General features: G+C 62.8%; 22 protein-coding genes. 14 read left to right on the top strand and 8 right to left on the bottom strand.

Annotated elements, in window-relative coordinates; genetic code table 11:
• Positions 1–505: 505 nt before the first annotated feature.
• Both ACN8M7_RS08805 and ACN8M7_RS08800 read left to right on the top strand, forming a co-directional pair.
• Positions 506–1,516: an amidohydrolase family protein gene (locus ACN8M7_RS08805; RefSeq protein WP_061239225.1), complete on the top strand. Its 1,011-nt coding sequence runs from the start codon at positions 506–508 to the stop codon at positions 1,514–1,516.
• A gap of 158 nt (positions 1,517–1,674) precedes the next feature.
• Positions 1,675–2,139 carry a DUF3859 domain-containing protein gene (locus tag ACN8M7_RS08800; RefSeq protein ID WP_061239226.1) on the top strand — a complete coding sequence of 155 codons (465 nt, stop codon included), beginning with the start codon at positions 1,675–1,677 and terminating at the stop codon, positions 2,137–2,139.
• Here the strand turns inward: ACN8M7_RS08800 and ACN8M7_RS08795 are convergent, their stop codons facing one another.
• The 5 genes from ACN8M7_RS08795 to ACN8M7_RS08775 all read right to left on the bottom strand — a co-directional run bounded on the left by ACN8M7_RS08795 (position 2,140) and on the right by ACN8M7_RS08775 (position 5,946).
• On the bottom strand, positions 2,140–2,526 hold the full coding sequence (locus tag ACN8M7_RS08795; protein WP_061239227.1) for a diacylglycerol kinase: 387 nt from the start codon (positions 2,524–2,526) through the stop codon (positions 2,140–2,142).
• Positions 2,523–3,227 (bottom strand): lipopolysaccharide kinase InaA family protein, encoded by a 705-nt coding sequence (locus ACN8M7_RS08790; protein ID WP_490260509.1) that lies wholly within the window; start codon positions 3,225–3,227, stop codon positions 2,523–2,525. The genes ACN8M7_RS08795 and ACN8M7_RS08790 overlap by 4 nt, the downstream gene beginning before the upstream one ends.
• A 1-nt stretch (position 3,228) precedes the next feature.
• Positions 3,229–3,918, bottom strand: a complete 690-nt coding sequence (locus tag ACN8M7_RS08785; protein ID WP_490260508.1) for a class I SAM-dependent methyltransferase — start codon at positions 3,916–3,918, stop codon at positions 3,229–3,231.
• A gap of 83 nt (positions 3,919–4,001) precedes the next feature.
• Positions 4,002–5,273, bottom strand: coding sequence for a sensor histidine kinase (locus ACN8M7_RS08780; RefSeq protein ID WP_490260507.1), 1,272 nt, complete (start codon positions 5,271–5,273; stop codon positions 4,002–4,004).
• Positions 5,263–5,946 carry a response regulator transcription factor gene (locus ACN8M7_RS08775; RefSeq protein ID WP_490260506.1) on the bottom strand — a complete coding sequence of 228 codons (684 nt, stop codon included), beginning with the start codon at positions 5,944–5,946 and terminating at the stop codon, positions 5,263–5,265. Before ACN8M7_RS08775 ends, ACN8M7_RS08780 begins: the two co-directional genes overlap by 11 nt.
• A gap of 103 nt (positions 5,947–6,049) precedes the next feature.
• On the opposite strand from ACN8M7_RS08775, the gene ACN8M7_RS08770 reads away from it, so the two are divergent.
• The 5 genes from ACN8M7_RS08770 (at position 6,050) to ACN8M7_RS08750 (ending at position 11,524) form a co-directional block, all read left to right on the top strand.
• Entirely contained in the window at positions 6,050–8,008 is a 1,959-nt protein-coding gene (locus ACN8M7_RS08770) for an LTA synthase family protein (RefSeq protein WP_490260505.1), read from the top strand.
• Between the two features lie 9 nt (positions 8,009–8,017).
• Complete coding sequence (locus ACN8M7_RS08765) at positions 8,018–8,743, top strand: phosphatase PAP2 family protein (RefSeq protein WP_490260504.1); 726 nt, start codon at positions 8,018–8,020, stop codon at positions 8,741–8,743.
• The gene (locus tag ACN8M7_RS08760) at positions 8,740–9,423 is read left to right on the top strand and encodes a phosphatase domain-containing protein (RefSeq protein ID WP_490260503.1); all 684 of its coding nucleotides are present in this window, start codon (positions 8,740–8,742) and stop codon (positions 9,421–9,423) included. Before ACN8M7_RS08765 ends, ACN8M7_RS08760 begins: the two co-directional genes overlap by 4 nt.
• 1 nt (position 9,424) lies before the next feature.
• Entirely contained in the window at positions 9,425–9,775 is a 351-nt protein-coding gene (locus ACN8M7_RS08755; protein WP_061239235.1) for a hypothetical protein, read from the top strand.
• A gap of 129 nt (positions 9,776–9,904) precedes the next feature.
• Positions 9,905–11,524, top strand: coding sequence for a methyl-accepting chemotaxis protein (locus tag ACN8M7_RS08750; RefSeq protein ID WP_490260743.1), 1,620 nt, complete (start codon positions 9,905–9,907; stop codon positions 11,522–11,524).
• 56 nt (positions 11,525–11,580) lie between these two features.
• On the opposite strand, the gene fabB is transcribed toward ACN8M7_RS08750, so the two are convergent.
• The 3 genes from fabB to ACN8M7_RS08735 form a co-directional block, all read right to left on the bottom strand.
• Entirely contained in the window at positions 11,581–12,801 is a 1,221-nt protein-coding gene (gene fabB, locus ACN8M7_RS08745) for a beta-ketoacyl-ACP synthase I (RefSeq protein WP_490260502.1), read from the bottom strand.
• Between the two features lie 11 nt (positions 12,802–12,812).
• Positions 12,813–13,328: a 3-hydroxyacyl-[acyl-carrier-protein] dehydratase FabA gene (gene fabA, locus ACN8M7_RS08740; protein ID WP_003240795.1), complete on the bottom strand. Its 516-nt coding sequence runs from the start codon at positions 13,326–13,328 to the stop codon at positions 12,813–12,815.
• Positions 13,329–13,540: 212 nt separating this feature from the next.
• Entirely contained in the window at positions 13,541–15,439 is a 1,899-nt protein-coding gene (locus tag ACN8M7_RS08735; RefSeq protein ID WP_490260742.1) for a response regulator, read from the bottom strand.
• 288 nt (positions 15,440–15,727) lie between these two features.
• On the opposite strand from ACN8M7_RS08735, the gene ACN8M7_RS08730 reads away from it, so the two are divergent.
• From ACN8M7_RS08730 to ACN8M7_RS08700, 7 genes are all read left to right on the top strand, one after another.
• The gene (locus ACN8M7_RS08730; RefSeq protein ID WP_490260501.1) at positions 15,728–16,750 is read left to right on the top strand and encodes an NAD(P)H-dependent glycerol-3-phosphate dehydrogenase; all 1,023 of its coding nucleotides are present in this window, start codon (positions 15,728–15,730) and stop codon (positions 16,748–16,750) included.
• 29 nt (positions 16,751–16,779) lie between these two features.
• Positions 16,780–17,127 (top strand): DUF4389 domain-containing protein, encoded by a 348-nt coding sequence (locus ACN8M7_RS08725; RefSeq protein ID WP_490260500.1) that lies wholly within the window; start codon positions 16,780–16,782, stop codon positions 17,125–17,127.
• The gene (gene sixA / locus ACN8M7_RS08720; RefSeq protein WP_061239241.1) at positions 17,124–17,582 is read left to right on the top strand and encodes a phosphohistidine phosphatase SixA; all 459 of its coding nucleotides are present in this window, start codon (positions 17,124–17,126) and stop codon (positions 17,580–17,582) included. The genes ACN8M7_RS08725 and sixA overlap by 4 nt, the downstream gene beginning before the upstream one ends.
• Before the next feature lie 173 nt (positions 17,583–17,755).
• Entirely contained in the window at positions 17,756–19,423 is a 1,668-nt protein-coding gene (locus ACN8M7_RS08715; protein WP_490260499.1) for an AMP-binding protein, read from the top strand.
• Between the two features lie 59 nt (positions 19,424–19,482).
• Positions 19,483–19,926: a hotdog fold thioesterase gene (locus ACN8M7_RS08710; RefSeq protein WP_490260498.1), complete on the top strand. Its 444-nt coding sequence runs from the start codon at positions 19,483–19,485 to the stop codon at positions 19,924–19,926.
• Between the two features lie 159 nt (positions 19,927–20,085).
• Positions 20,086–20,889: an AraC family ligand binding domain-containing protein gene (locus tag ACN8M7_RS08705; protein WP_490260497.1), complete on the top strand. Its 804-nt coding sequence runs from the start codon at positions 20,086–20,088 to the stop codon at positions 20,887–20,889.
• A 42-nt stretch (positions 20,890–20,931) separates the two neighbouring features.
• Positions 20,932–21,564: a LysE family translocator gene (locus ACN8M7_RS08700; RefSeq protein ID WP_490260496.1), complete on the top strand. Its 633-nt coding sequence runs from the start codon at positions 20,932–20,934 to the stop codon at positions 21,562–21,564.
• Positions 21,565–21,658 lie beyond the last annotated feature (94 nt).

Below are 21,658 nucleotides of genomic sequence, written 5' to 3'. Positions count from 1 at the left end.
TGCGCCAGGGTTTGCCCGCTCTGCTGGTTGGCGGCGGCGATGCGGGCCAGTTGCGGGGCATGCGCAGCGATGCCGACGGCGGCACCCAGGCTGGCGCGAATGCGTTGCTGCAGACCCGCACTGAAATCGTTCAGGCGCGTCATCCATTGATAGTGGTCCGGGAGGCGAGTGGTGAGATCGTGTTGTTGGAACAGTGCGTCCAATGCGGCCTCGTCCTGAGCTCTGCGGGCTGGCTTGCGCAGCAACTGCAACATGGTGATTCCCCTTTTTTGGTCTGCCTGAGGCATTGCAAGCCAAGTGCCATCATTGGCGCGCGTGCCCATGGCCGTTCCGGGTGTTCAGCCCGCTTTCCATGTATCGATATGGTGCGGCCACAGGTTTTACCTGCTTCTTCCAGGGGCGCTGATGCGAGTTGGTGACGCGTGATCGCCGAACTTGCCCCGCGACTCGGCGGTCTATGCTGCTCATGCCGTCAGGAGGACTCGTCTTGCTCATATCTCGTTCCATGCCATGGATATTGGCGCTCAGCAGCGTCTTTGCCTGCAGCGCTCAGGCTCGTGACTACCGTTACAGCGACGCGCACCTGCACTATGTCGACTTCTTTCAGGAAAGCGCCGGCATGGATGAGTTGTTGGAGAAGATGGCGGAAAACAACGTCGATCACGTGATGTTCTCCGGTATTCCAGTGGCCAAGAAGTGGGACGAGGACGAGCCCAAGCGTCCGCGCTACTACGCCGGTGATGACGCCAATGCCTACTGGTACAGCGCGACCGACGTGTTCATCGCCGCTGCCTACAAGCGTCTGCCCGCCGAGCAGCGTAAGCGCTTCCATCCGTTCCTTTCCGGCTTCAACCCCAACGACAAGAACGCCGATGCGCATATCCGCCGCATGCTGGAGCTCGACCCCGGCCTGTGGCAGGGCATCGGCGAGGTGTTCACCCGCCACGACGACCTCACCGCGCTGATCCACGGCAGTGCGCCACGCGCCAATAACGAGGCGCTGGCGCGGGTCTTTCACCTGGCGGCCGAATATGACCTGCCGGTGATGCTGCACTCGAACATCACCTCCAAGCGTGAGCGCGAGCCAATCTATCTAGAGGAAATCGAGGCGCCTCTGCGCAACCATCCGCATGTGCGCTTCATCTGGGCGCATGCCGGTACCAGTGCCGAGATTCATCGGCATCAGGAGAAGCTCGGCTTCCTGCTGGAGACCATCGAACGCATGCTCGGCCAGTACCCGAATCTGTACATTGATCTGTCCTGGACCATGCTGCATCCCTATCTGCTGGACGAGAACGGCAAGCCTGACCCGAAGTGGGTGCATCTGGTCAGCAGTTACCCGGAGCGCTTCATGCTCGGCTCTGACGTGGTCGGCCGTTTCGGCAGCCTGGGCGAATACATGAAGGGGTTCGACCCCTTCCTCGATGCCTTGCCCGAGGACGTGGCGCACAAGGTGGCACGCGACAACTTTCTGTCCGTGTTGCCGCGCAAGGTGCAGGCCGAGCTGGACCCATAGAGTGGACGTCGCGCAGTGGCGACCTCCTACGACCTTCTCCCTCTGGCAGAAGGCTGCGCGTAGCGCCGGATGAGGGAGGGCATGTTCCTTAGCGCATCTGTCATCAGGCTGTCACTCGGGTGTCATAGGCTCGCGCTCATCTCAACGAGGAGTGCACCATGCATTACACCCGAGTGGCCATGATGGCCGGTCTATTCGTCTGGGCAGGTCTGAGCCAGGCGGAAGTTCGCGTCGAAGGTCCGGTCGAGTACGGCGTCTTCAGCAGCCAGTACCAGGACTTTCAACCAGGCGAGCGAGTGCTCACCCGCAGCAATCAGGAGATCCAACGCACCGACCAGGTTCCGGCCAAGCTCGGCACCAAGTTCGGCATGCGCTACAGCCTGGCCGGCAAGCGCGAGGGTGAAGCTCCGCTGACCCTGCTGTACCTCACGCCCGGTGTGGTTACCCCCGATGGCCAGCGTCATGACAAGTTCGAAGTGCAGCAGAAGCTGGTGCTCGGCGCGCCGCAGGACGTGATGGCGTTCGAGTTCACCGAACACCACGAAGTGGTGCCCGGTGAATGGCATTTCATCGTCTATCAGGGCGATCGCAAGCTGGCCGAACAGCGTTTCACCGTGCGCTGATCAGAGCAGGATGATCGCCCAGCTCAGGGCGATCATCAGCAACGCGACCATCTGTGCCGCACTGCCCATGTCCTTGGCCTGCTTGGACAGCGGGTGCAGGTTCAGCGAAATGCGGTCCACCACCGCTTCGATGGCGGAATTGAGCAACTCCACCACCAGTGCCAGTAACGGCACCAGAACCAGCACCGCCCGTTCCGCGCGACTGACGTCGACTACCCATGCCAGCGGCAGCAGTACCAGATTGAGCCACACCAGCTGGCGGAACGCCGCCTCACCCTGGTAAGCGGCGCGCAGCCCGGCGAGCGAGTAGCCGGTGGCATCGAGAATACGCGTCAGGCCACGCCGTCCCTTGAACGACAACGCATCCAGATCGGGGCTTTCATTCATGTCTGCAGCCCGCCCCAGGGTGTGTTCAGCGCCTGCTGGTACGCCTGGCGCAGGTAGAGCATGTCGGCTTCGGGCATGGCGCCGCGATGCCGGTCCAGCTGGCCCAGGTCGCGCCGCGCTGCGCTGGCGGCACGCCAGCGTCGGCGGCTTTTTTCCAGGTCCAGCAGGGCAATGTCCACATCGCCATCGCCATGTGCCTTGACGAACAGGTGCTTGGCGTAGCAGCAGCCGTGTTGCCAGCCACCTAGATGCAGGCGCGCCAGGGTTGCGGCAAGACGCTGCAGCATCCGTTGGGTGAGCTGCGGCGCATGCGGCTGCTCGTACCACTGTTCCAGGCTGACGAAGCCCTTCAGTGCTTCGGTGATCAGCAGCGCCTGCCACTGTCCGCCCTGTTTGCGAGCCGCACAGTAGACGATGTTCGGCGTACGCACACCCAGGCGGGCAAGGGCACGGTAGGCTTGCAGCTCACGCAGGATGGTCGGGCGCCCCCACGGATGGCGCACCGAGCGGTAGATATGCCCGCTCTGGCGCTTGCAGAACAGCGCTGGCCGGCTGGTATCCCAGTGTTGCAGCAGGCGCACGCCGCTTTCGCCGCCACGGCGTTGATTGACCGGTTCGACCCATTCGCCTGGGCTGTGCCACCAGCGGTCGAATTCGGTCGAGGGCAGGGCGGTCAGGGCCTGTTCGCTGAGAATACCCATCTCAGGCCACCTTGCGCAGGACGTAGGTGCGCCACATGGCGTAGCCGGGCAGGAAGTCCAGGTGGCCGAGAATGCTGAAGCCGGCCTGGTGGAATTCGTTCTCCAGCGTGCCCCTGGCCACGACGAAGCGGTTCTGGTTTTCCGAGGCGCGGCCCTGGGCGGCACGGCGCGCTTCCAGACGCTTGCGTTTCCAGGCCTTGTAGTTGCCATCGACCCACAGCGACACGATCACCGTATCGCGGCTGACGCGATGAAACTCGCGCAGGATGGCCAGGCGGTGTTCGGCCGATTCGATGTGATGCAGCAGACGGATGCAGAAGATGCAGTCCACCGCGTTGTCGCCCAGATCGATATCGAATGCGGAGGTGCGGAAACTGTTGACCCGCGCCACCACCTGGGGTGGCTGGGCGGCACGTGCGGTGGCGATCATGTCGGCCGAGTTGTCGGCGGCGAAGATCACCCGGTTTGGTTGCTCGCAGAGCATCGGCCAGAAACGCCCGGCACCGCAGGGCAGATCGAGCACCAGGTTGGGCTCATCGGCAAGCTTCAGTGCGTGGCGCGCGACCTGCACGTCACGCCAGTGCGACAGGCGCCTGGCCAGGCCGTCCTGATGCTTGTGCAGGTACTGCTGGGAGTGGTCGCGGTCGTACTTGCGGGAAAATTCCAGCTCGATGGGGCTTTGCTTGGTCATGGCGAACGTCCGGCAAATGGGTCACGTTCGCCACCCTAGAGGTCAGGGCATCAAGATCACGTCAAAGGGCTGTGAAAATTTCGTCAAACGCTGCTGGTATTCAGCGTTACCCGGAAACGGGTATGGCCCGGTTCGCTCTGCAGGCTGACCTGCCAGCCCTGCTTGGCGCAGATCCGCTTGACCAGCGACAGCCCCAGGCCAAGCCCTTCGCCTCGGGCCTGCGCGCCGCGTACGAAGGGCTGGAAGATCCGCTCGTGCTGCTCGATCGGTATGCCTGCGCCGCTGTCTTCGATGCGGAAGGCGCCCTGTTCGAGGATCAGGCGCACGCTGCCGTGTTCGGTGTAATGCAGGGCATTGCGCAGCAGGTTGGCCATCACCGTGGCGAGAAAGGTGGCGTTGTATTGCCCATGATCCTCGCCCTCGACCTGCATCTGGAACGCCAGACCCTTTTCCTGCATCAGCGCGCCCCAGCGAATGGCCTGCTCCTCGGCGACACTGGCCAGGGAGCGGTTGCCGATGAACACCGCTTCGTTACTCTTGTCGCGCGCCAGTTGCAGAAAGGTCTGCACCAGTTCGCGCATTTCCTCGCAGGCGCGGGCGATGCGCGCGACCTGTTCCTTCTCGCGCGGGGCCAGCGGCGCCTCGCTGAGCAATTCGCAGGAGGAGGCGATGATCATCAGCGGCGTGCGCAGTTCATGGCTGACATCGCTGGTGAACAGGCGTTCGCGCTCCAGTGACTGGCGTACCTGGCCGAGGGTGCTGTCGAAGGCTGCCGCCAGTTGGCCGATCTCGTCGTCCGGATAGTCCGGCGCCAGTGGCGGTGCCAGTGGGTGCAGTTGATCGCGATGGCGCACTTGCTGGGCCAGGCGTGTCACCGGTGCCATGACCTTGCGTGCCGTCACCAGGCCCAGGCCCCAGGCCGCAATCACGGTGAGCAGGAAACCGGCGAGGACGACGTTGAACAGCGCGCTTTCGCGGGCTTCGAACTCCTCCTGTTCCTGCACCAGCATGTAGGTCTGGCCATTGATCTCCTGCACATAGACGTAATAGGCCTGATCACCGTTGACCACTTCGTTGAAGCCCTCTTGCAGGCCCTTGTACTCCGCTGGAATGGCGTATTGGGCCTGATCGGAGGAGAAGAAGCGGGTGCTGCTGTCCAGCCGTGGAGCGAGGCCCTGGCTGATGTCCTCCTTGAGGGTTTCGTCCAGTTGGCGACTCATGTCCTGTGACACCAGATGCTCTTCGATGAAGTGCACCACGGCGACGATGCTCAGGGAAAACAGGCCGCTGACCATCACGGTCATCAGCACGAAGGCGATCAGGATGCGCCGCTCGAATGGTTGCTTAGACAGCATCGGTGCTCTCCGCCAGGCGATAACCGACGCCATGGATGGTGTGCAGCAGGGCGCTGGGGAAGGGCTTGTCGAGCACCTGGCGCAGTTGATGGATGTGGCTGCGCAGGCTGTCGCTGTCCGGGCAATCGTCGCCCCACAGGGCTTCTTCCAGGGCCTCGCGGCGCACCACGGCCGGGCTGCGCTGCATGAGGATGGCCAGTAGCTTGAGGCCCAGCGGGTTGAGCTTGAGCGGCTGACCGGCGCGGCTGACATGCAGGGTGTCGAGGTCGTAGCTGAGGTCGGCGACCTGCAGTTGGCGTTTGCGGCTGCCGCGGCTGCGGCGCAGGATCGCCTCGATACGCGCCACCAGCTCGGACAGGGCAAAGGGCTTGATCAGGTAATCGTCGGCGCCGGCGTTGAGCCCCTGCAGGCGGTCATCCAGCGCATCGCGAGCGGTGAGCATGAGAATCGGCACTTCGCTGCGGCCGTCTTCGCGCAGGCGTTTGCACACCTGATAGCCGTCGATGCCGGGCAACATGATGTCCAGCACGATCAGGTCGTAATGGCCGCTGCTGGCCAGGTGCAGGCCACTCAGGCCGTCCTGGGCACAGTCCACGGTAAAGCCCTTGAGCTGCAGGTAGTCGAGCACATTGGCGAGGATGTCTCGATTGTCTTCGATGACCAGAATACGCATCGGCGGTTAGTCCCGGGTTTGACGATTTTTTCACACGGCTTTGACGAAGGGCTCACGACGCGGGGAGCAGACTCCGGCTCGTTCATCCAACAAGGATCATACGATGCCACGGCTTCAATACGCGCAACTTCGTTATCTGTCGATCATTCTGTTGGTCTGGCTGGCAGTTTTCTTCCTTACCCGCAGCGTGCTGCTGATCAGCCATCTGGGCGATGCCGGCATCACGCCGGTCAACCTGCTCGGCCTGTATGCAGTCGGCTTGGTCTATGACCTGAGCTTTCTGCTTTACGCCGCTGCGCCGATGGCGCTGTACCTGCTGCTGTGTCCGGCCTGGCTGTGGCAGCGGCGCTGGCACCAGCGGCTGTTGATCGGCGTGGTTGCCGTCAGCATCTTCGTGATGCTGTTCACCGCCGTGGCGGAGTGGCTGTTCTGGGACGAGTTCGGGGTGCGCTTCAACTTCATCGCCGTGGATTATCTGGTGTATTCCAAGGAGGTGGTGGACAACATCCTCGAGTCCTACCCGATCTACCCGTTGCTGGCGCTACTGGCTGCCCTGGCGATCGGTCTCACCTTCGCTCTGCGGCGCGTCCTGCGCGATGCGCTGCAGGCACCGCGCCTGCCGTTCAAGCGCGCGGTGCCAGGCGTGATGCTGCTGGCCATGCTGGTCGGGCTGTGCCTGGTCGTGGTCGGCCAGGACGCACCGCGTGGGCTGGGCGGCAACACCTATCAGCGTGAACTGGCAAGCAACGGGCCTTACCAGTTCTTCGCCGCCTTCCGTAACAACGAGCTGGATTACCCGCAGTTCTACGCAACCTTGCCGGATCAGGCCGTGGCCAGCCTGCTGCGTGAGGAAGTGGCTGAGCCCAATGCACGCTTCATTGGCAGCGACCCCGAAGACATTCGCCGGGTGATCGACAACCCGGGCCAGCCCAAACCGCTCAACGTGGTGCTGGTGACCATCGAAAGCCTCAGTGCCAAGTACCTGGGCAGCTTCGGTGACACCCGCGGCTTGACCCCGAATCTCGATGAGCTGCGCAAGCACAGCCTGGTGTTCACCAACTTCTATGCCACTGGCACCCGCACCGACCGAGGCCTGGAGGCGATCACCCTGTCCATGCCGCCGACGCCGGGACGCTCCATCGTCAAGCGCATCGGCCGAGAGGCCGGTTACGCCAGCCTGGGTCAGCAGTTGGGCGCCAAGGGCTATGACAGCGTGTTCATCTACGGCGGGCGCGGTTACTTCGACAACATGAACGCCTTCTTCGGCGGCAACGGCTACCGCATCGTCGACCAGAGCAGCGTCGCCGACGCCGACATGAGCTTCCAGAATGCCTGGGGCATGGCCGACGAGGATCTCTATCACCAGGCGATGAAGGTGGCCGATGCCGACCACGCCAGTGGCAAGCGCTTCTTCCTGCAGTTGATGACCACCTCCAACCATCGCCCCTACACCTATCCCGATGGCCGTATCGACATCAAGTCGGGCGACGGGCGTGAAGGCGCGGTCAAGTACACCGACTATGCCATTGGCCAGTTCCTCGCCGATGCGCGCAGCAAGCCGTGGTTCGACGACACCCTGTTCGTCTTTGTCGCCGACCACACCGCCGGCAGCGCCGGACGCGAAGACCTGCCGGTGGCCAACTATCACATCCCGTTGTTCGTCTACTCGCCCAAGCACATCAAACCTGCCGAGTACGCCGACGTGGCCAGCCAGATCGACGTGGCGCCGACGCTGATGGGGCTGCTGAACCTGGACTACGTGTCGACCTTCTTTGGCCGCAACGTGCTGCGCGAGGATCACGCAGCAGGCCGCGCCCTGCTGGGTAACTACCAGCACCTGGGGCTGTTCGACGGGCACGATCTGGCGATTCTCAGCCCGCGCCAGGGCATGCGTCGCCACGAAGATGCCCTGGGCCGCAGCCGCGAGGCTCAGGTCGGCACTGATGATCCGCTGATGCAGCGTGACATCGCCTACTACCAGGGCGCCAGCCATGCCTTCGGCAAACGCCTGATCGCCTGGCACCCAGACGATCAGTCAGATCAACGCATGAGCCAGCGCTAAGGAGCGACCATGCCGTCTCGTTATTTCAATTTTCGCCTGGCGCTGGGCATTCCGCTGTTGTTGATGGCGCTGATGCTGGTGATCGATCCCAGTCCGGTGGATTTCGCCCTGGCTAATCTGTTCTACCAGCCTGGCGAAGGCTTCATCGGCCGCCACAGCTTCTGGCTGGAAGACATTCTGCATGACCGCGCCAAGCAGGCGGTGATCGTGCTGGGTGTGCTGGCCATCGCAGGCTTCGTGCTCAGTCTGCTGCCGACGCGCTTGCGCGTCTGGCGCCGTCAGCTGGGTTACCTGGTGCTGGCGCTGGGCCTGTCGACTTCGGTGGTCACTCCGCTGAAGACGCTGACCGGCATGCACTGCCCCTGGAGCCTGAGCGAGTTCGGTGGCCAGGAGCAGTTCACGCCGCTGCTCAGCGAACGCGCGCCTACTGCCAACCCTGGCCGTTGCTGGCCCGGCGGCCATGCCACGGCCGGCTTCTCGCTGCTGGCGCTGTTCTTCGTGCTGCGCGACCGCCGACCACGGCTCGCGCGCGTGGCGCTGGCATTCGCATTGGGGCTCGGTTCGCTGTTTTCCCTGGGGCGCATGCTGCAGGGCGCACATTTCCTTTCACACAACCTGTGGACGCTGCTGATCGACTGGGTGATCTGCGTGCTGACCTATCGCTGGCTGCTTTACCGCGTCCCTGTGGCGCGTAGTTCCTATCAAGAGACCGTCCTGGGAGAAACCTGCCGATGAACCGAATCGTACAGAGCCTGCGCCTGGTGCTGGCAGCCCTGGTGTTCTTCAGTGCATTGCTGGCACTGCCCTTGAGCATGGCCTGGGGGGCGACGAGCTCGCCGGCAGCGCCCTTGCAGGGCGTGCGCCCAGGCAACTGGGCGCAGCCATTGGACTCGCGCATCAACCTGTATCGCATGACGCCCGATCTCTATCGCAGCGCGCTGCCGGCGGCGAAGGACTGGCCGCAGCTGCAGGCGCTTGGCGTTGCCACGGTGATCAACTTCTATCAGAAGAGTGACGAGCAGTGGCTGCGTGATCCGCGTGTACGCCAGATTCAGTTGCCGCTGCATACCGACCGCATCGACGACACCGATGTGATCGAGGTGATGCGCAGCATTCGCCAAGCGCAGGCCCAGGGCCCGGTGTTGATTCATTGCAAGCATGGGCAGAACCGTACCGGCTTGATCGCGGCGATGTATCGCATCATCTATCAGGACTGGAGCAAGGAGCAGGCGCTGGCAGAGATGGCCGGTGCTGGCTTCGGCGGTGAAGACCGCATGGGCGATGCCGAACGCTACATTCGTGGTGCCGATGTCGGCGCCTTGCGCACGGCGCTGGAAAGCGGCGCCTGCAGCACCAGCCCCTGGGCGCTGTGCCAACTCAAGACCGCGCTTTCCGACTGGATTGGGGGCGCCTGAGATGACGGCATGCCAGCGGATGCTGCTCGGCGGATTGCTGGTCATGCTCACCGCCTGCCAGAGCCTGCGCGAAAGCATGCTGGCTGCCGACTATCCGCCAGCCTTCGTCGATGGTTTCGAGGCGGGCTGCCAGAGTGGACGGGCAGCCGCCGGCCCGTTGGGCGGTTACACCAAGGCGCTCAGCCGCTATCAGTCCGAGCCTCTGTACACGCAGGGGTGGGACGATGGCTTTCGGCAGTGCGAGCAGAGCCAGCAACGTGATGACTGGCATGTCAGCAGGGAGCAGGACTGGCGTGATGCCGAATGGCGCCACCATGTCGACCAGGCGATGGCCGGGGCGCTGCGTCGTTAAGATTTTCTTTTTTCTGATCAAGAGTGCGTGGATGGCGTCGATAAGAGATTAGGGATTAGCGCAATCTCCAAGGTCAAGGCTATGGATGTCTCGATTTGTGCGCGCAAAAGGGAGCTTCACGAAATGTAACTGCGTAATGTCTCTATCGCCCCACGGGCGGCTATTGGATTCGGGCTGGTTGCCCTGCTTGTTGTACTGCTCGGGATTTTTTCACTGACGCAGATGGGGGCGATGCGTGAAAAGTCCGATGAGATCAACGAGAACTGGCTGCCAAGCGTCCTGGCCATTGGTGACGTCAACGTCAACGTCTTGCGTTTGCGCGCCATTACCCTGCGCTTGATCCTCAATCGTGATTCAGCCCAGGTGCAGAACAATCTTCGCCTGGCTGAGGAGTTGCGCTCATCCCTTGGCAAGAGTCTGGGGAGTTATGAACAACTGATTTCCAGCGCCGAAGAACAGGGTATCTATGACGAGTTCAAACGTGCCGAAGCAGCTTACCTGCAGGAGCAAGGCCGTATAACGGAGGCCGTTCGTCAAGGTGATTTCGAGGCGGCTGCCGAGGTCGTTGGCGGTTCGATCAACCAGCATGCCGATGCCATGCTGAAGAACCTCATCAAGCTGACTGAGATCAACAGGCTAGGTGCTCTGGGCGCCGGGGAAATGGTTGACGAGGTAACCGTGTCTGCGCGGATCTGGGTAATCGCCATGATGATCCTGGCGACCCTGATCACTGTCGCGCTGGCGCTGCTGCTGACGCGCAGTATCGTCGCGCCGTTGAGTGAGGCGGTGCGGGTGGCGGAGCAAGTCGCCTCCGGCGACTTGACGCAGAGTATTCACACGGAAGGGAAAGACGAGCCTGCGCGCTTGCTCGGCGCCCTGAAAGACATGCAGCAGAGCCTGCGTACCACCATCCAGGGCATTTCCGATTCCTCCAACCAGCTAGCGTCGGCATCGGAACAACTGCATGCGGTGACCGAGGATTCGACTCGCGGTCTGCATCAGCAGAACACCGAGATCGAGCAGGCCGCCACTGCGGTTAACGAGATGACGGCGGCGGTCGAGGAGGTGGCGCGTAACGCCGTGAGCACCTCCGAAGCCTCGCGCGAGTCGACCGTCACGGCCCAGCGTGGGCGTGAGCAGGTGCACCAGACCGTCGACTCCATCGGCCAGCTGGCTAGCGATGTCACCACCACTTCAGCGGAGATCGAGCAGTTGGCTGAGCGTGTGCACGAGATCAGCAAGGTGCTCGACGTGATTCGCTCCATCGCCGAGCAGACCAACCTGCTGGCACTCAATGCCGCCATCGAGGCCGCTCGGGCTGGTGATGCAGGTCGCGGCTTCGCTGTAGTAGCCGACGAGGTGAGGGCGCTGGCCCATCGCACCCAGCAGTCGACCCAGGAAATCGAGCAGATGATCGGCGGTATCCAGGGCGGAACGGATCGCGCCGTCAGCGCCATGCAGAGCAGTACCGGGCGTGCCCGCTCCACGCTTGAGGTGGCCCAGGCTGCCGGCGTGGCGCTGGAGCAGATCACCCAGGCGATCTCCTCGATCAACGAGCGCAACCTGGTGATCGCCAGCGCTTCCGAGGAGCAGGCGCAGGTCGCGCGTGAGGTGGACCGCAACCTGGTCAACATCCGCGATCTGTCGATGCAGACGTCAGCCGGGGCCAATCAGACCAGTGCATCGAGCCAGGAGTTGTCGCGCCTGGCCGTCGACCTGAACAACCTGGTGACGCGCTTCAAGGTCTGAGGCAGGGCCACAAACGAAAACGGCGCCCGAAGGCGCCGTTTTCATTACCGCAGCAGTTACTTGCCTGCCCAGCGCTTGAGCACCAGCGTGGCGTTGGTGCCGCCGAAGCCGAAGCTGTTGCTCATCACGGTGTCGAGCTTGGCGTTTTCGGCGGTCTTGAGCTGGATTGGCAGGTCGGCCACTTCCGGGTCGAGCTCGTCGATGTTGGCCGATGCGGCGATGAAGTTGCCTTCCATCATCAGCATGCAGTAGATCGCTTCCTGCACGCCGGCAGCGCCGAGGCTGTGACCGGACAGGCTCTTGGTCGAACTGATGGCCGGAGCCTTGTCGCCGAATACGGCGCGCACACCTTTGATTTCCGCGACATCACCAACCGGCGTCGAGGTGCCGTGGGTGTTCAGGTAGTCGATCGGGGTGTCGACGGTTGCCAGCGCTTGCTGCATGCAGCGAATCGCGCCTTCACCGCTCGGAGCGACCATGTCGTAACCGTCGCTGGTGGCGCCGTAACCGACGATTTCGGCGTAGATCTTGGCGCCGCGGGCCAGAGCGTGTTCCAGCTCCTCGACCACGACCATGCCACCACCACCGGCGATGACGAAACCGTCACGCTTGGCGTCATAGGCGCGGGAGGCTTTCTCCGGCGTCTCGTTGTACTGGGTGGAGAGGGCGCCCATGGCGTCGAACAGGCAGCTCTGGCTCCAGTGCTCTTCTTCACCGCCGCCGGCGAAGACCATGTCCTGTTTACCCAGCTGGATCTGCTCCATGGCCTGGCCGATGCAATGCGCACTGGTGGCGCAGGCCGAGGAGATGGAAAAGTTCACGCCCTTGATCTTGAACGGCGTGGCCAGGCAAGCCGATACGGTGCTGCCCATGGTGCGGGTCACGCGGTATGGGCCGATGCGCTTGACGCCTTTTTCGCGCAGGGTGTCGATGGCTTCCATCTGGTTGACGGTGGAAGCACCGCCGGAGCCGGCAATCAGCCCGGTACGCGGGTTGGAAATCTGCTCTTCGCTGAGGCCGGAGTCCTTGATCGCCTGCTCCATCGACAGGTAGGCGAAGGCCGCCGCATCGCCCATGAAGCGATACAGCTTACGGTCGATCAGCTCTTCCAGGTTCAGGTTGACCGAGCCGGACACCTGGCTGCGCAGGCCCATCTCGGCATAGGAGGGATTGAAGCGGATGCCGGACTTGCCTGCGCGCAGGCTGGCAGCTACGGCTTCTTTATCAGTACCCAGGCAGGAAACGATGCCCAGACCGGTGATCACTACACGACGCATGTGCAAGTCCTTCAGAAACTGTCGGTGGAGGTGAACAGGCCGACGCGCAGGCCTTCGGCGCTGTAGATCTCGCGACCGTCGACGGCCACGGTGCCATCGGCGATGCCGAGGATCAGTGAGCGACTGATGGTGCGCTTGATGTGAATGTTGTAGGTGACCTTCTTGGCGGTCGGCAGAACCTGACCGAAGAATTTCACTTCGCCACTGCCCAGGGCACGACCACGGCCCGGGTTGCCTTGCCAGCCGAGGTAGAAGCCGACCAGCTGCCACATGGCGTCGAGACCGAGGCAGCCCGGCATCACCGGGTCACCCTCGAAGTGGCAACCGAAGAACCAAAGGTCCGGATTGATATCGAGCTCAGCGACGATTTCGCCCTTGCCGTACTTGCCGCCGGTTTCACTGATGTGAGCGATGCGATCGATCATCAGCATATTTGGGGCGGGCAGTTGCGCGTTCCCCGGGCCGAACAGTTCGCCGCGGCTGCAGGCGAGCAGGTCTTCCCGAGTGTAGGCGTTTTGTCTTGTCATGCGAGCTCCTCAATTGTCCCCACGCTTCTAAGGCTGGGCGAATCGTCCTGGCCGGCTACGCCCGGTAGGGGTATGCCGGCAGCCTAGTCATAGACTGTTGCGTTGTGGTGAAAGTCACAGCGCAGTGAGTACAGTTGTACTCTGCTAGTTCCGTATTGTCACAGGACAGCAGTTTCCCCTTGTAACTCGGGCTTGTCACGGGCGCCAGTCACTTATGCCCGGACTGGCAGCCAACGCACCAGAATGCGCTGCAAATCAGCCCGTTTGAACGGTTTTGCCAGGTAATCGTTCATTCCCGCTTCCAGGCAGGCTTCGCGGTCACCCTGCAGGGCATTGGCCGTCAGGGCGATTATGGGCACCTGTTGTCCCTGTTCGAGCTGACGGATCTGTCGCGTGGCCTCGTAGCCATCCATCAGCGGCAGGCGACAGTCCATCAAAATCGCGTCGTAGTCGTGCTGGGCGACGCTCTGCACTGCTTGCTGGCCATCGCCGACCAGACTGACCTGATAGCCCAGGCTGCGCAGCATGGCTTCGATTACCGTCTGGTTGACCGGGTTGTCCTCGACCAACAGCACGGCCTGGCCGTCGCCGCTGCCGAGCGCCTGGTTGTCACTGCTGTGCAAATGCTCGCTGCAGGGGACAAAGGGCAACGGTATTTCCAGGGTGAATACCGAGCCTTCGCCTAATTGGCTTTCCGCACGCAGGGTGCCGCCCATGCGCTCGGCCAGGGTGCGAGCAATCGGCAGGCCAAGGCCAGTGCCGCCGTAACGCCGAGAAATCGAGGTGTCGGCCTGCTGGAAGGCATCGAACATGTGCTCCAGGCGCTCGGCATCGACGCCGATACCGCTGTCATGCACGGCGCAGGTGAACCACAGCACCTGATCGTCCAGCTTCTGCCAGCGGGTCTCCACGCGGATCTGGCCTTCTTCGGTGAACTTCAGCGCGTTGCCGACCAGGTTGACCAGAATCTGCCGGATGCGGGTGGGGTCGCCGCGCACTTCCAGCTGGTCGAGGCCGGGTTCGGTTTCCAGCAGCAGGCGCAGGCCGCGTTGCTGGGCGCTGTGCTGGAACACCTGCACCGAGCCTTGCAGCAGCTCCAGCAGGCTGAAGGGAATGGCTTCGAGCTCCAGCGCACCGCGTTCGATCCGCGAGAAGTCGAGGATATCGTTGATCACCTTGAGCAGGTGTTCGGTGGACTCGGTGGCCAGGGCAGCGTATTCGGTCTGTTCGTCATTGAGGCTGGTGGTTTCCAGCAATTGCAGCATGCCCAGCACACCATTCATGGGGGTGCGCAGTTCGTGGCTCATCATCGCCAGGAAGTCAGACTTGGCGCGGTTGGCCTGCTCGGATTCCTCGCGGGCCTGAATCAGTTCGGCAATCGCCTGCTGCTGCTCCTGGCCGCTTTGCTCGAGCGCGCGAGCCAGGTTGTTGATGTGCCGGGCCAGGTCGGTCAGCTCGTCGTTGCCGCGTTCGGCCAGGGATGGGCGGTAGTCGCCGCTCTGGATGCGCTCCAGAGCCAGCCCCATGGCGCTGAGCGGTTGCGCCAGACGCTTGGCCAGGCGACGGGCGAGGAGGAAGGTCAGAAGCAGGGCGAACAATGACAGAACGCCGGCCTTGAGCAGGATTTCCTGCTGACGGGTGTTGAAGGTGTCGTTGGACATGCCGACCACGACCCGCCCCAGGTAACCGTCGCCGAGCACCTTGCTCAGCGGCGGCAGCGTCTGCAGGTGGGATGGCGGTCCCTGCAGACGAATCGGCGCCTGGAACACCTCGACCTGCGGGGTGCTATGACCTTGCTCCTTGGGCAGTTCCACGTACACGAGGATGTCGTCGTTGCGATCACGAACCTCTGCAAAGCGCACGTCAGGGGTGCTAAGGGTGGCGCGCAGCAGGGTCTCCAGGCTTTGCAGGTTGCCATTGAGCACGCCATATTCGGTGGCAGGGGCGAGCTGATTGGCGATCAACTGACCGGTGTGGCCTTGTTCCTGGCGCAGATCCTGCAGGCGTGTGAAGGTCAGAAAGCCGGTCAGCAGCAGCGTCAGCAACAGCGCCGGACCAACGCTGATCAGCTGGGTACGGGTATGGATGTTCCAGCCGCGGCGCTGACCGATGGCCATGCCGTCCCTGGTGATTGGCGGCTCCGCTGTCTGCTGGCGAGACGAGCTGGGCGGGGGCAAGGGGCTGCCTGTGGGCACGAATCGTCCTTGGCAATTAACGTCGATCCGGCATGTTAACCGACCGGCTGCGCTTTGCCAGTCTCAGGCGTGCGCACTCTGCGGTAATTCTCGTTTGTCTGCCTCGACAGGCGGCCAGCACTGAACTTTTGCCCTGGCCGGGTACTCTCGGCTCCGTATAATGCCTGCAGACCGCCATCACCAATGGCCTCATTCGGAAGACCTATGACACAGCTTCAACCCATTGCCGTAATCGGCGGCGGCAGCTTCGGCACCGCCTTGGCCAATCTGCTGGCGGAAAACGGCCAGCGCGTCCTGCAGTGGATGCGTGACCCCGAGCAGGCCGAGCAGATGCGCCAGAGCGGGGAAAACCCGCGCTACCTGAAGGGCGTCAAGCTGCATCGCGGTATCGAGCCGACCAGCGACCTTAGCGGTGTGCTGCAGCAGGTCGAGCTGGTGTTGGTCGCGTTGCCTTCCAGCGCCCTGCGCGATGCCCTGCAACCCGTCGCGCCGCTGCTGGCGGGCAAGATGCTGATCAGTACGACCAAAGGCATCGAGGCCAAGACCTTCAAGCTGATGAGTCAGATTCTCGAAGAGATTGCCCCCGATGCGCGCATTGGCGTGTTGTCCGGGCCGAACCTGGCCAAGGAGGTGGCCGACCACGCCCTGACCGCGACGGTGATCGCCAGTGAAGACGAAGAACTGTGCCTGCGCGTGCAGCAGGCCCTGCATGGGCGGACCTTCCGTGTCTACGCCAGCGCCGACCGTTTCGGGGTGGAGCTCGGCGGGGCGCTGAAGAACGTCTACGCCATCATGTCCGGCATGGCGGCGGCGCTGGGCATGGGCGAGAACACCAAGAGCATGCTGATCACTCGCGCCCTGGCGGAGATGACCCGTTTCGCGGTCAAGCTCGGCGCCAACCCCATGACCTTTCTCGGCCTGGCAGGCGTCGGTGACCTCATCGTCACCTGTTCGTCACCGAAGAGCCGCAACTATCAGGTGGGCTTCGCCCTGGGCGAAGGTCTCAGCCTGGAAGAGGCCGTGCAGCGTCTCGGAGAAGTCGCCGAAGGGGTCAACACACTGAAGGTACTCAAGGCTCGCGCCGAGGAGCTGGACGTGTACATGCCACTGGTCGCAGGTTTGCATGCCATTCTTTTCGAGGGGCGTACGCTGGCTCAGGTCATCGAACTGCTGATGCTCGGCGAGCCCAAGACCGATGTCGATTTCATCCCTACAGCGGGTTTCTGAGCCCGGCAGCCAATCAAGGAGCGTGAGTCATGAGCGATGAAAAACAGGAACTGGAGCGTGAGTCGATTCTGCTGCGCATTCTGTGGATGGTGATTTTCGTCATCGTCTGGCAACTGGCCGAGGTGGTGCTCGGTGCGGTGGTGCTGTTGCAACTGGGATATCGCCTGTTCTACGGGGCGCCCAATGGCGGACTGATGAACTTTGGTGACAGCCTGAGCCAGTACCTGGCGCAGATCGGTCGTTTCGGTACCTTCAATACCGACGAAAAACCCTGGCCGTTCGCTGATTGGCCTGCGCCGCGCGCGCCGGAAGGCGAAACCGCACACAGCATCCCGCCAGCGCCACATCCGGTGCGCGACGAGGAGCCCAAGCTGTGAGGTTATGGCTGCTGCGTCATGGTGAAGCCGAGCCGCAGGCTGAAAGCGATGCGGCCCGCGAGCTGACTGCTCACGGTCGCAATGAAGTGCTGCAGGCAGCCGCTCAGCTCGCCGGCCGGCCATTGACTGCCATTGTTGCCAGCCCCTATGTGCGTGCTCAGCAGACGGCCGAGCTGGTACGCGGCGAACTGGGCTTCGCCGGCAAAGCCGTTACGGTGCCCTGGCTGACCCCGGACAGTGATCCGCGCGAAGTGCTGAAGCATCTCGATGAGCGTGAAAGCGCCGAGGTGCTGCTGGTCAGCCACCAGCCTCTGATTGGTGCATTGGGTGGGTTGTTGGTGCACGGTCATCGTCAGGAGCCGTTGCCCATGCGCACTGCCAGCCTGGCTGAGCTGGAAGGCGACATTCCGGCCGCCGGGTTGATGGAACTGCTGGCGCTGATCCATCCCCGTTGAGCCCGCAGCGCCTTTCGCGGCGCTGCAGGTGCATCCCGCCTGGCCTTCGTAGGAGCATGCAAATGTTCCAGGCGAGAAACATTTCTTAACTTGCGCCTCTTTTGTCTGCGTGGAATATTCAACCAAGCAAATGCTTGGTTGATTCCTACAAAAACAACAAAGGAGCAAGCCCCGTGGCTGATGCAATCCGTTTGCCGCTCGAGCTGTTTTACGAACGTGAAGCAAGGCACCCGAACAAAACCTACATGGTGCAGCCTCTGGGGGGCGGCCAACTGCTGGAGCTGAGCTGGGCCGATGTCGGCGAACAGGCACGTCGAGCCGCCGATTGGCTGCGCAGCCGGGAATTGCCGCCCAGCAGCCGTATCGCCATCATTTCCAAGAACTGTGCGCACTGGATCATCACCGACCTGGCCATCTGGATGGCCGGTCATGTTTCGGTGCCGCTCTATCCCAATCTCACCGCCGACTCCATGGGCCAGGTACTGGAGCATTCCGAGGCGGCATTGGCTTTCATTGGCAAGCTCGACGACTGGGCGTCGATGGCGCCGGGGCTGCCGCAGGGGTTACCGACCGTCAGCCTGCCACTGCATCCGCACGGCGAATTCGATTACCGCTGGGACGACCTGCAGCGCTGCGCGCCGATTCAGGATGACCCCAAGCCTGCAGCCAACCAGTTGGCGACCATCATCTATACCTCCGGCACCACCGGCACGCCCAAGGGCGTGATGCACAATTTCTCCAATTTCGGTTTCGCTGCCAGCAATGCCATCACGCTGTTCGGCGTGGGTGAGGATGATCGGCTGATCTCCTACCTGCCGCTGTGTCACGTGGCCGAGCGCATGTTCGTCGAGTTGGCGTCTATCTATGCCGGGCAGACGATCTTCTTCGCCGAAAGCCTGGATACCTTCCTCGCCGATCTCAAACGCGCACGGCCGACGGTGATGTTCGGCGTGCCGCGCATCTGGACCAAGTTCCAGATGGGCGTCTACAGCAAGATGCCGGCGCAGAAGCTCGACCGCCTGCTGCGCCTGCCGATCATTGGCTACTTCATCGGGCGCAAGGTCCTCGCCGGGCTTGGCCTGGACGCCATTCGCTACGCGCTGTCCGGCGCTGCGCCGGTGCCCGAGACGCTGCTCAACTGGTATCGCCGCCTGGGTATGGAGATTCAGGAGGTCTACGGCATGACCGAGAACTGCGGCTATTCCCACGTATGCCGGCCTGGCAAGTTCAAGCAGGGCTGGATTGGCCAGAACAATCCGGGTGTCGAGGTGCGCATTGCCGAGGATGGTGAAGTCCAGGTGCGCAGTGGCGCGACCATGCAGGGCTACTACAAGGATCCGCTCAAGACCGCCGAGGCGCTGACCGACGATGGTTTCTTGCGCACTGGCGACAAGGGTGAGCAGGACGCCGAGGGCAATCTGCGCCTGACCGGGCGAATCAAGGAAATCTTCAAGACCAGCAAGGGCAAGTACGTGGCGCCAGCGCCGATCGAGAACCGCATAGGCGAGCACTCGCGTATCGAGCAGGTGTGCGTGGTTGGCGATGGTCTGCCGCAGCCCATTGCCCTTTGCGTGCTTTCGGACGTAGGGCGTCAGGAGGCGGCCAACGACAACCGTGATGAGCTGGAAAGCAGCCTCAAGGCCTTGCTCGCCGAGGTCAACGGTCGTCTCGATCATCATGAGCAGCTGCAGGGACTGGTGCTGGTCAAGGACGTCTGGGCGGTGGAGAACGGTTTCCTCACGCCGACTCTGAAGATCAAGCGCGCGGTGATCGAGGGCACCTACGGCGGGCGTTTCGCCGAGTGGCAGCAGCGCAGCGAAGCGGTGCTCTGGCACGATTGATCATGAATGGGCCGGCCTCTGCCGGCCTGGTTTTTCGACGCGGCAGAAGGAATGCTGGCATGGCACTGTGGCAACGACCGCCTGATATCGATGCGCTCAATGCGACCCTGAAAAACAGTATTGGCGAGGTGCTGGACATTCGTTTCGAAGCCTTCGACGACGAATCGCTCAGCGCCAGCATGGTGATCGACTCGCGCACCCATCAGCCCTACGGCCTGTTGCATGGCGGTGCGTCGGTGGTCCTGGCGGAAACGCTGGGTTCCACCGCCAGTTACCTGTGCATCGACAGCAGCCGCTTCTACTGCGTCGGTCTGGAGGTCAACGCCAACCACCTGCGTGGCCTGCGCAGCGGGCGCGTACATGCCGTTGCGCGGCCGGTGCATCTGGGGCGTACCACGCATGTCTGGGATATTCGCCTCAGTGGCGACGACGGCAAGGCCAGTTGCATCTCACGGCTGACGATGGCCATCGTGCCTCTGGGTGAGCAAGCGCCGAAATGCTGAGAGCCTGTCCAAAGGCTGCTGCGCTGAGGCTACAGCCGGTGAGCTGCGCTTTGGCGCCTGGCTCGTGCTGTCAGGCGCCAGCTCGCTGGCCTTTTGGCCGGCTCTGATGCCTGCAATTTCATCCAAGATTTACCCGGCTCACGGCGCTACAGTACGCGCATGGATCACATCACTCACATTCAAAGCAGCTTGCCCGGCGTCCGTCTGATCGATGCCGAGTACCGCCGCTTCGCCTTTCCCCGGCACTTCCATCTGGAATACCACGTCGGCTTGTTGATACAGGGACAGCATCGTTACGCCTATGGTGGTGAGCGCCGGCATGTCGGGGCAGGGGACGTGCTGCTGATGGCGCCGGAAGGGATTCACGATGGCGCCTGTCTGGATGGGCAGAGCTACCGCATCCGGGTGATGGCATTCGATCCCTCCTGGCTGGACGAGGCGAGTCGCACCCTGAGCGACGGCCGCCAGGGCGCACCACGTTTGACCACCAGCAGCTTGCGTAACCCTTTGCTGTCGCAGCACCTGCAGCGATTTCATGCGGCGATGCTGGAAGGTTCGCAACTGGCCCAGGAAGAGGCGCTCTGGCAGGCATTGGCCCATCTGCTGGAAATGGGGTCGACCTTGCGCGTCAGCGAGGCGCATCGCGTTTTCGATCATCACACCTGGCAGCAGCTGCGCGACTGGCTGGAAAGCCGTCTGGACGATCCGCCGTCGCTGGAGGAGATCGCCGTGTTCTGCGCCATGAGCCCGTGGCAGGCACTGCGACGTTTTCGCCAGCACACCGGCTTGCCACCTCATCAGTGGCTGATGCAGCTGCGCCTGCAGCGAGCGTTGCCGCTGGTGCTGGCCGGACAGCCCTTGAGCGAGATCGCCCTGCGCCTGGGCTTTTACGACCAGGCGCATTTCTCGCGGCTGTTCCGCCGCACCTACGGTCTGCCGCCGGCGCGCCTGCGCCAGGGCTGATCCACCCGCACATCCCGTCCTTTCAATTTCCTGGAGATCACCATGCAGGAGACGTCCGTCTTGCTGTCGCTGGCTGCCGTGTTCGCGGTCGCCCTTATCAGCCCCGGCCCCGATGTGGCTTTGGTGGTCCGTACCGCCCTGCACCAGGGCCAGCGCGCGGGTCTGCTCAGTGCGCTGGGCCTGGCCTGCGGCATTCTTCTGCACGGCACGCTGGTGCTCAACGGTGTGGCCCTGTTGCTCAGCCGCACCGAGTGGCTGTTCGATCTGGTACAGATAGGCGGAGCGCTCTATCTGGGCTGGCTGGGCGTTACTGCCGTGCGCGCCTGGTGGCGCGGCAGTGCCGGTCCCAGACGCCTGGACGGTGAGCTGGCGCCCTCGTTGTTCGGCCCCTGGTTGCGCGGGGTATTCACCAATCTGGGTAACCCCAAGGCACTGGTATTCTTCCTGGCCCTGCTCAGCAGTCTGGTGCCGGCTGATATGTCGGTGCCCGGCAAGGTGGCCTGTGCTGCGCTGCTGTTTGGCCTGAGCCTGTTCTGGTTCAGTCTGTTGGGCCTGACACTGAGCCGGCCGCTGGTGCGCCAGCGTTTGCTGCAGGTGGCCCCGACCATCGATTTCGTCTGTGGCCTGGTATTCCTGCTGGTGGCGGCGAGCATTGTCGGGCGTCTGCTGCTATAGCCCTGGCCGTTGCGCCGCCATCAATGGCGGTTACGGTCATTGCCGTGCGCTCAGGGCTGCCGGAGAATCCGGGTATGTTCGCTTTTTCGAGTGT

The organism is Pseudomonas spartinae (assembly GCF_965197125.1).
Classification (GTDB): Bacteria; Pseudomonadota; Gammaproteobacteria; order Pseudomonadales; family Pseudomonadaceae; genus Aquipseudomonas; species Aquipseudomonas composti_A.
The sequence above is the reverse complement of the archived record's forward strand: the minus strand, read 5'-3'. Positions and strand labels throughout refer to the sequence as shown.

Bases quoted from the DNA above. Each gene is read 5' to 3' on its own strand.
- ACN8M7_RS08765 (WP_490260504.1), top strand. From the start codon at position 8,018: ATGCCGTCTCGTTATTTCAATTTTCGCCTGGCGCTGGGCATTCCGCTG.
- ACN8M7_RS08760 (WP_490260503.1), top strand. From the start codon at position 8,740: ATGAACCGAATCGTACAGAGCCTGCGCCTGGTGCTGGCAGCCCTGGTG.
- ACN8M7_RS08710 (WP_490260498.1), top strand. From the start codon at position 19,483: ATGGCACTGTGGCAACGACCGCCTGATATCGATGCGCTCAATGCGACC.
- ACN8M7_RS08805 (WP_061239225.1), top strand. From the start codon at position 506: ATGCCATGGATATTGGCGCTCAGCAGCGTCTTTGCCTGCAGCGCTCAG.
- ACN8M7_RS08755 (WP_061239235.1), top strand. From the start codon at position 9,425: ATGACGGCATGCCAGCGGATGCTGCTCGGCGGATTGCTGGTCATGCTC.
- ACN8M7_RS08705 (WP_490260497.1), top strand. From the start codon at position 20,086: ATGGATCACATCACTCACATTCAAAGCAGCTTGCCCGGCGTCCGTCTG.
- ACN8M7_RS08785 (WP_490260508.1), bottom strand. From the start codon at position 3,918: ATGACCAAGCAAAGCCCCATCGAGCTGGAATTTTCCCGCAAGTACGAC.
- ACN8M7_RS08790 (WP_490260509.1), bottom strand. From the start codon at position 3,227: ATGGGTATTCTCAGCGAACAGGCCCTGACCGCCCTGCCCTCGACCGAA.
- ACN8M7_RS08780 (WP_490260507.1), bottom strand. From the start codon at position 5,273: ATGCTGTCTAAGCAACCATTCGAGCGGCGCATCCTGATCGCCTTCGTG.
- ACN8M7_RS08700 (WP_490260496.1), top strand. From the start codon at position 20,932: ATGCAGGAGACGTCCGTCTTGCTGTCGCTGGCTGCCGTGTTCGCGGTC.
- ACN8M7_RS08725 (WP_490260500.1), top strand. From the start codon at position 16,780: ATGAGCGATGAAAAACAGGAACTGGAGCGTGAGTCGATTCTGCTGCGC.
- fabA (WP_003240795.1), bottom strand. From the start codon at position 13,328: ATGACAAGACAAAACGCCTACACTCGGGAAGACCTGCTCGCCTGCAGC.
- ACN8M7_RS08800 (WP_061239226.1), top strand. From the start codon at position 1,675: ATGCATTACACCCGAGTGGCCATGATGGCCGGTCTATTCGTCTGGGCA.
- ACN8M7_RS08775 (WP_490260506.1), bottom strand. From the start codon at position 5,946: ATGCGTATTCTGGTCATCGAAGACAATCGAGACATCCTCGCCAATGTG.
- fabB (WP_490260502.1), bottom strand. From the start codon at position 12,801: ATGCGTCGTGTAGTGATCACCGGTCTGGGCATCGTTTCCTGCCTGGGT.
- ACN8M7_RS08770 (WP_490260505.1), top strand. From the start codon at position 6,050: ATGCCACGGCTTCAATACGCGCAACTTCGTTATCTGTCGATCATTCTG.
- ACN8M7_RS08795 (WP_061239227.1), bottom strand. From the start codon at position 2,526: ATGAATGAAAGCCCCGATCTGGATGCGTTGTCGTTCAAGGGACGGCGT.
- ACN8M7_RS08730 (WP_490260501.1), top strand. From the start codon at position 15,728: ATGACACAGCTTCAACCCATTGCCGTAATCGGCGGCGGCAGCTTCGGC.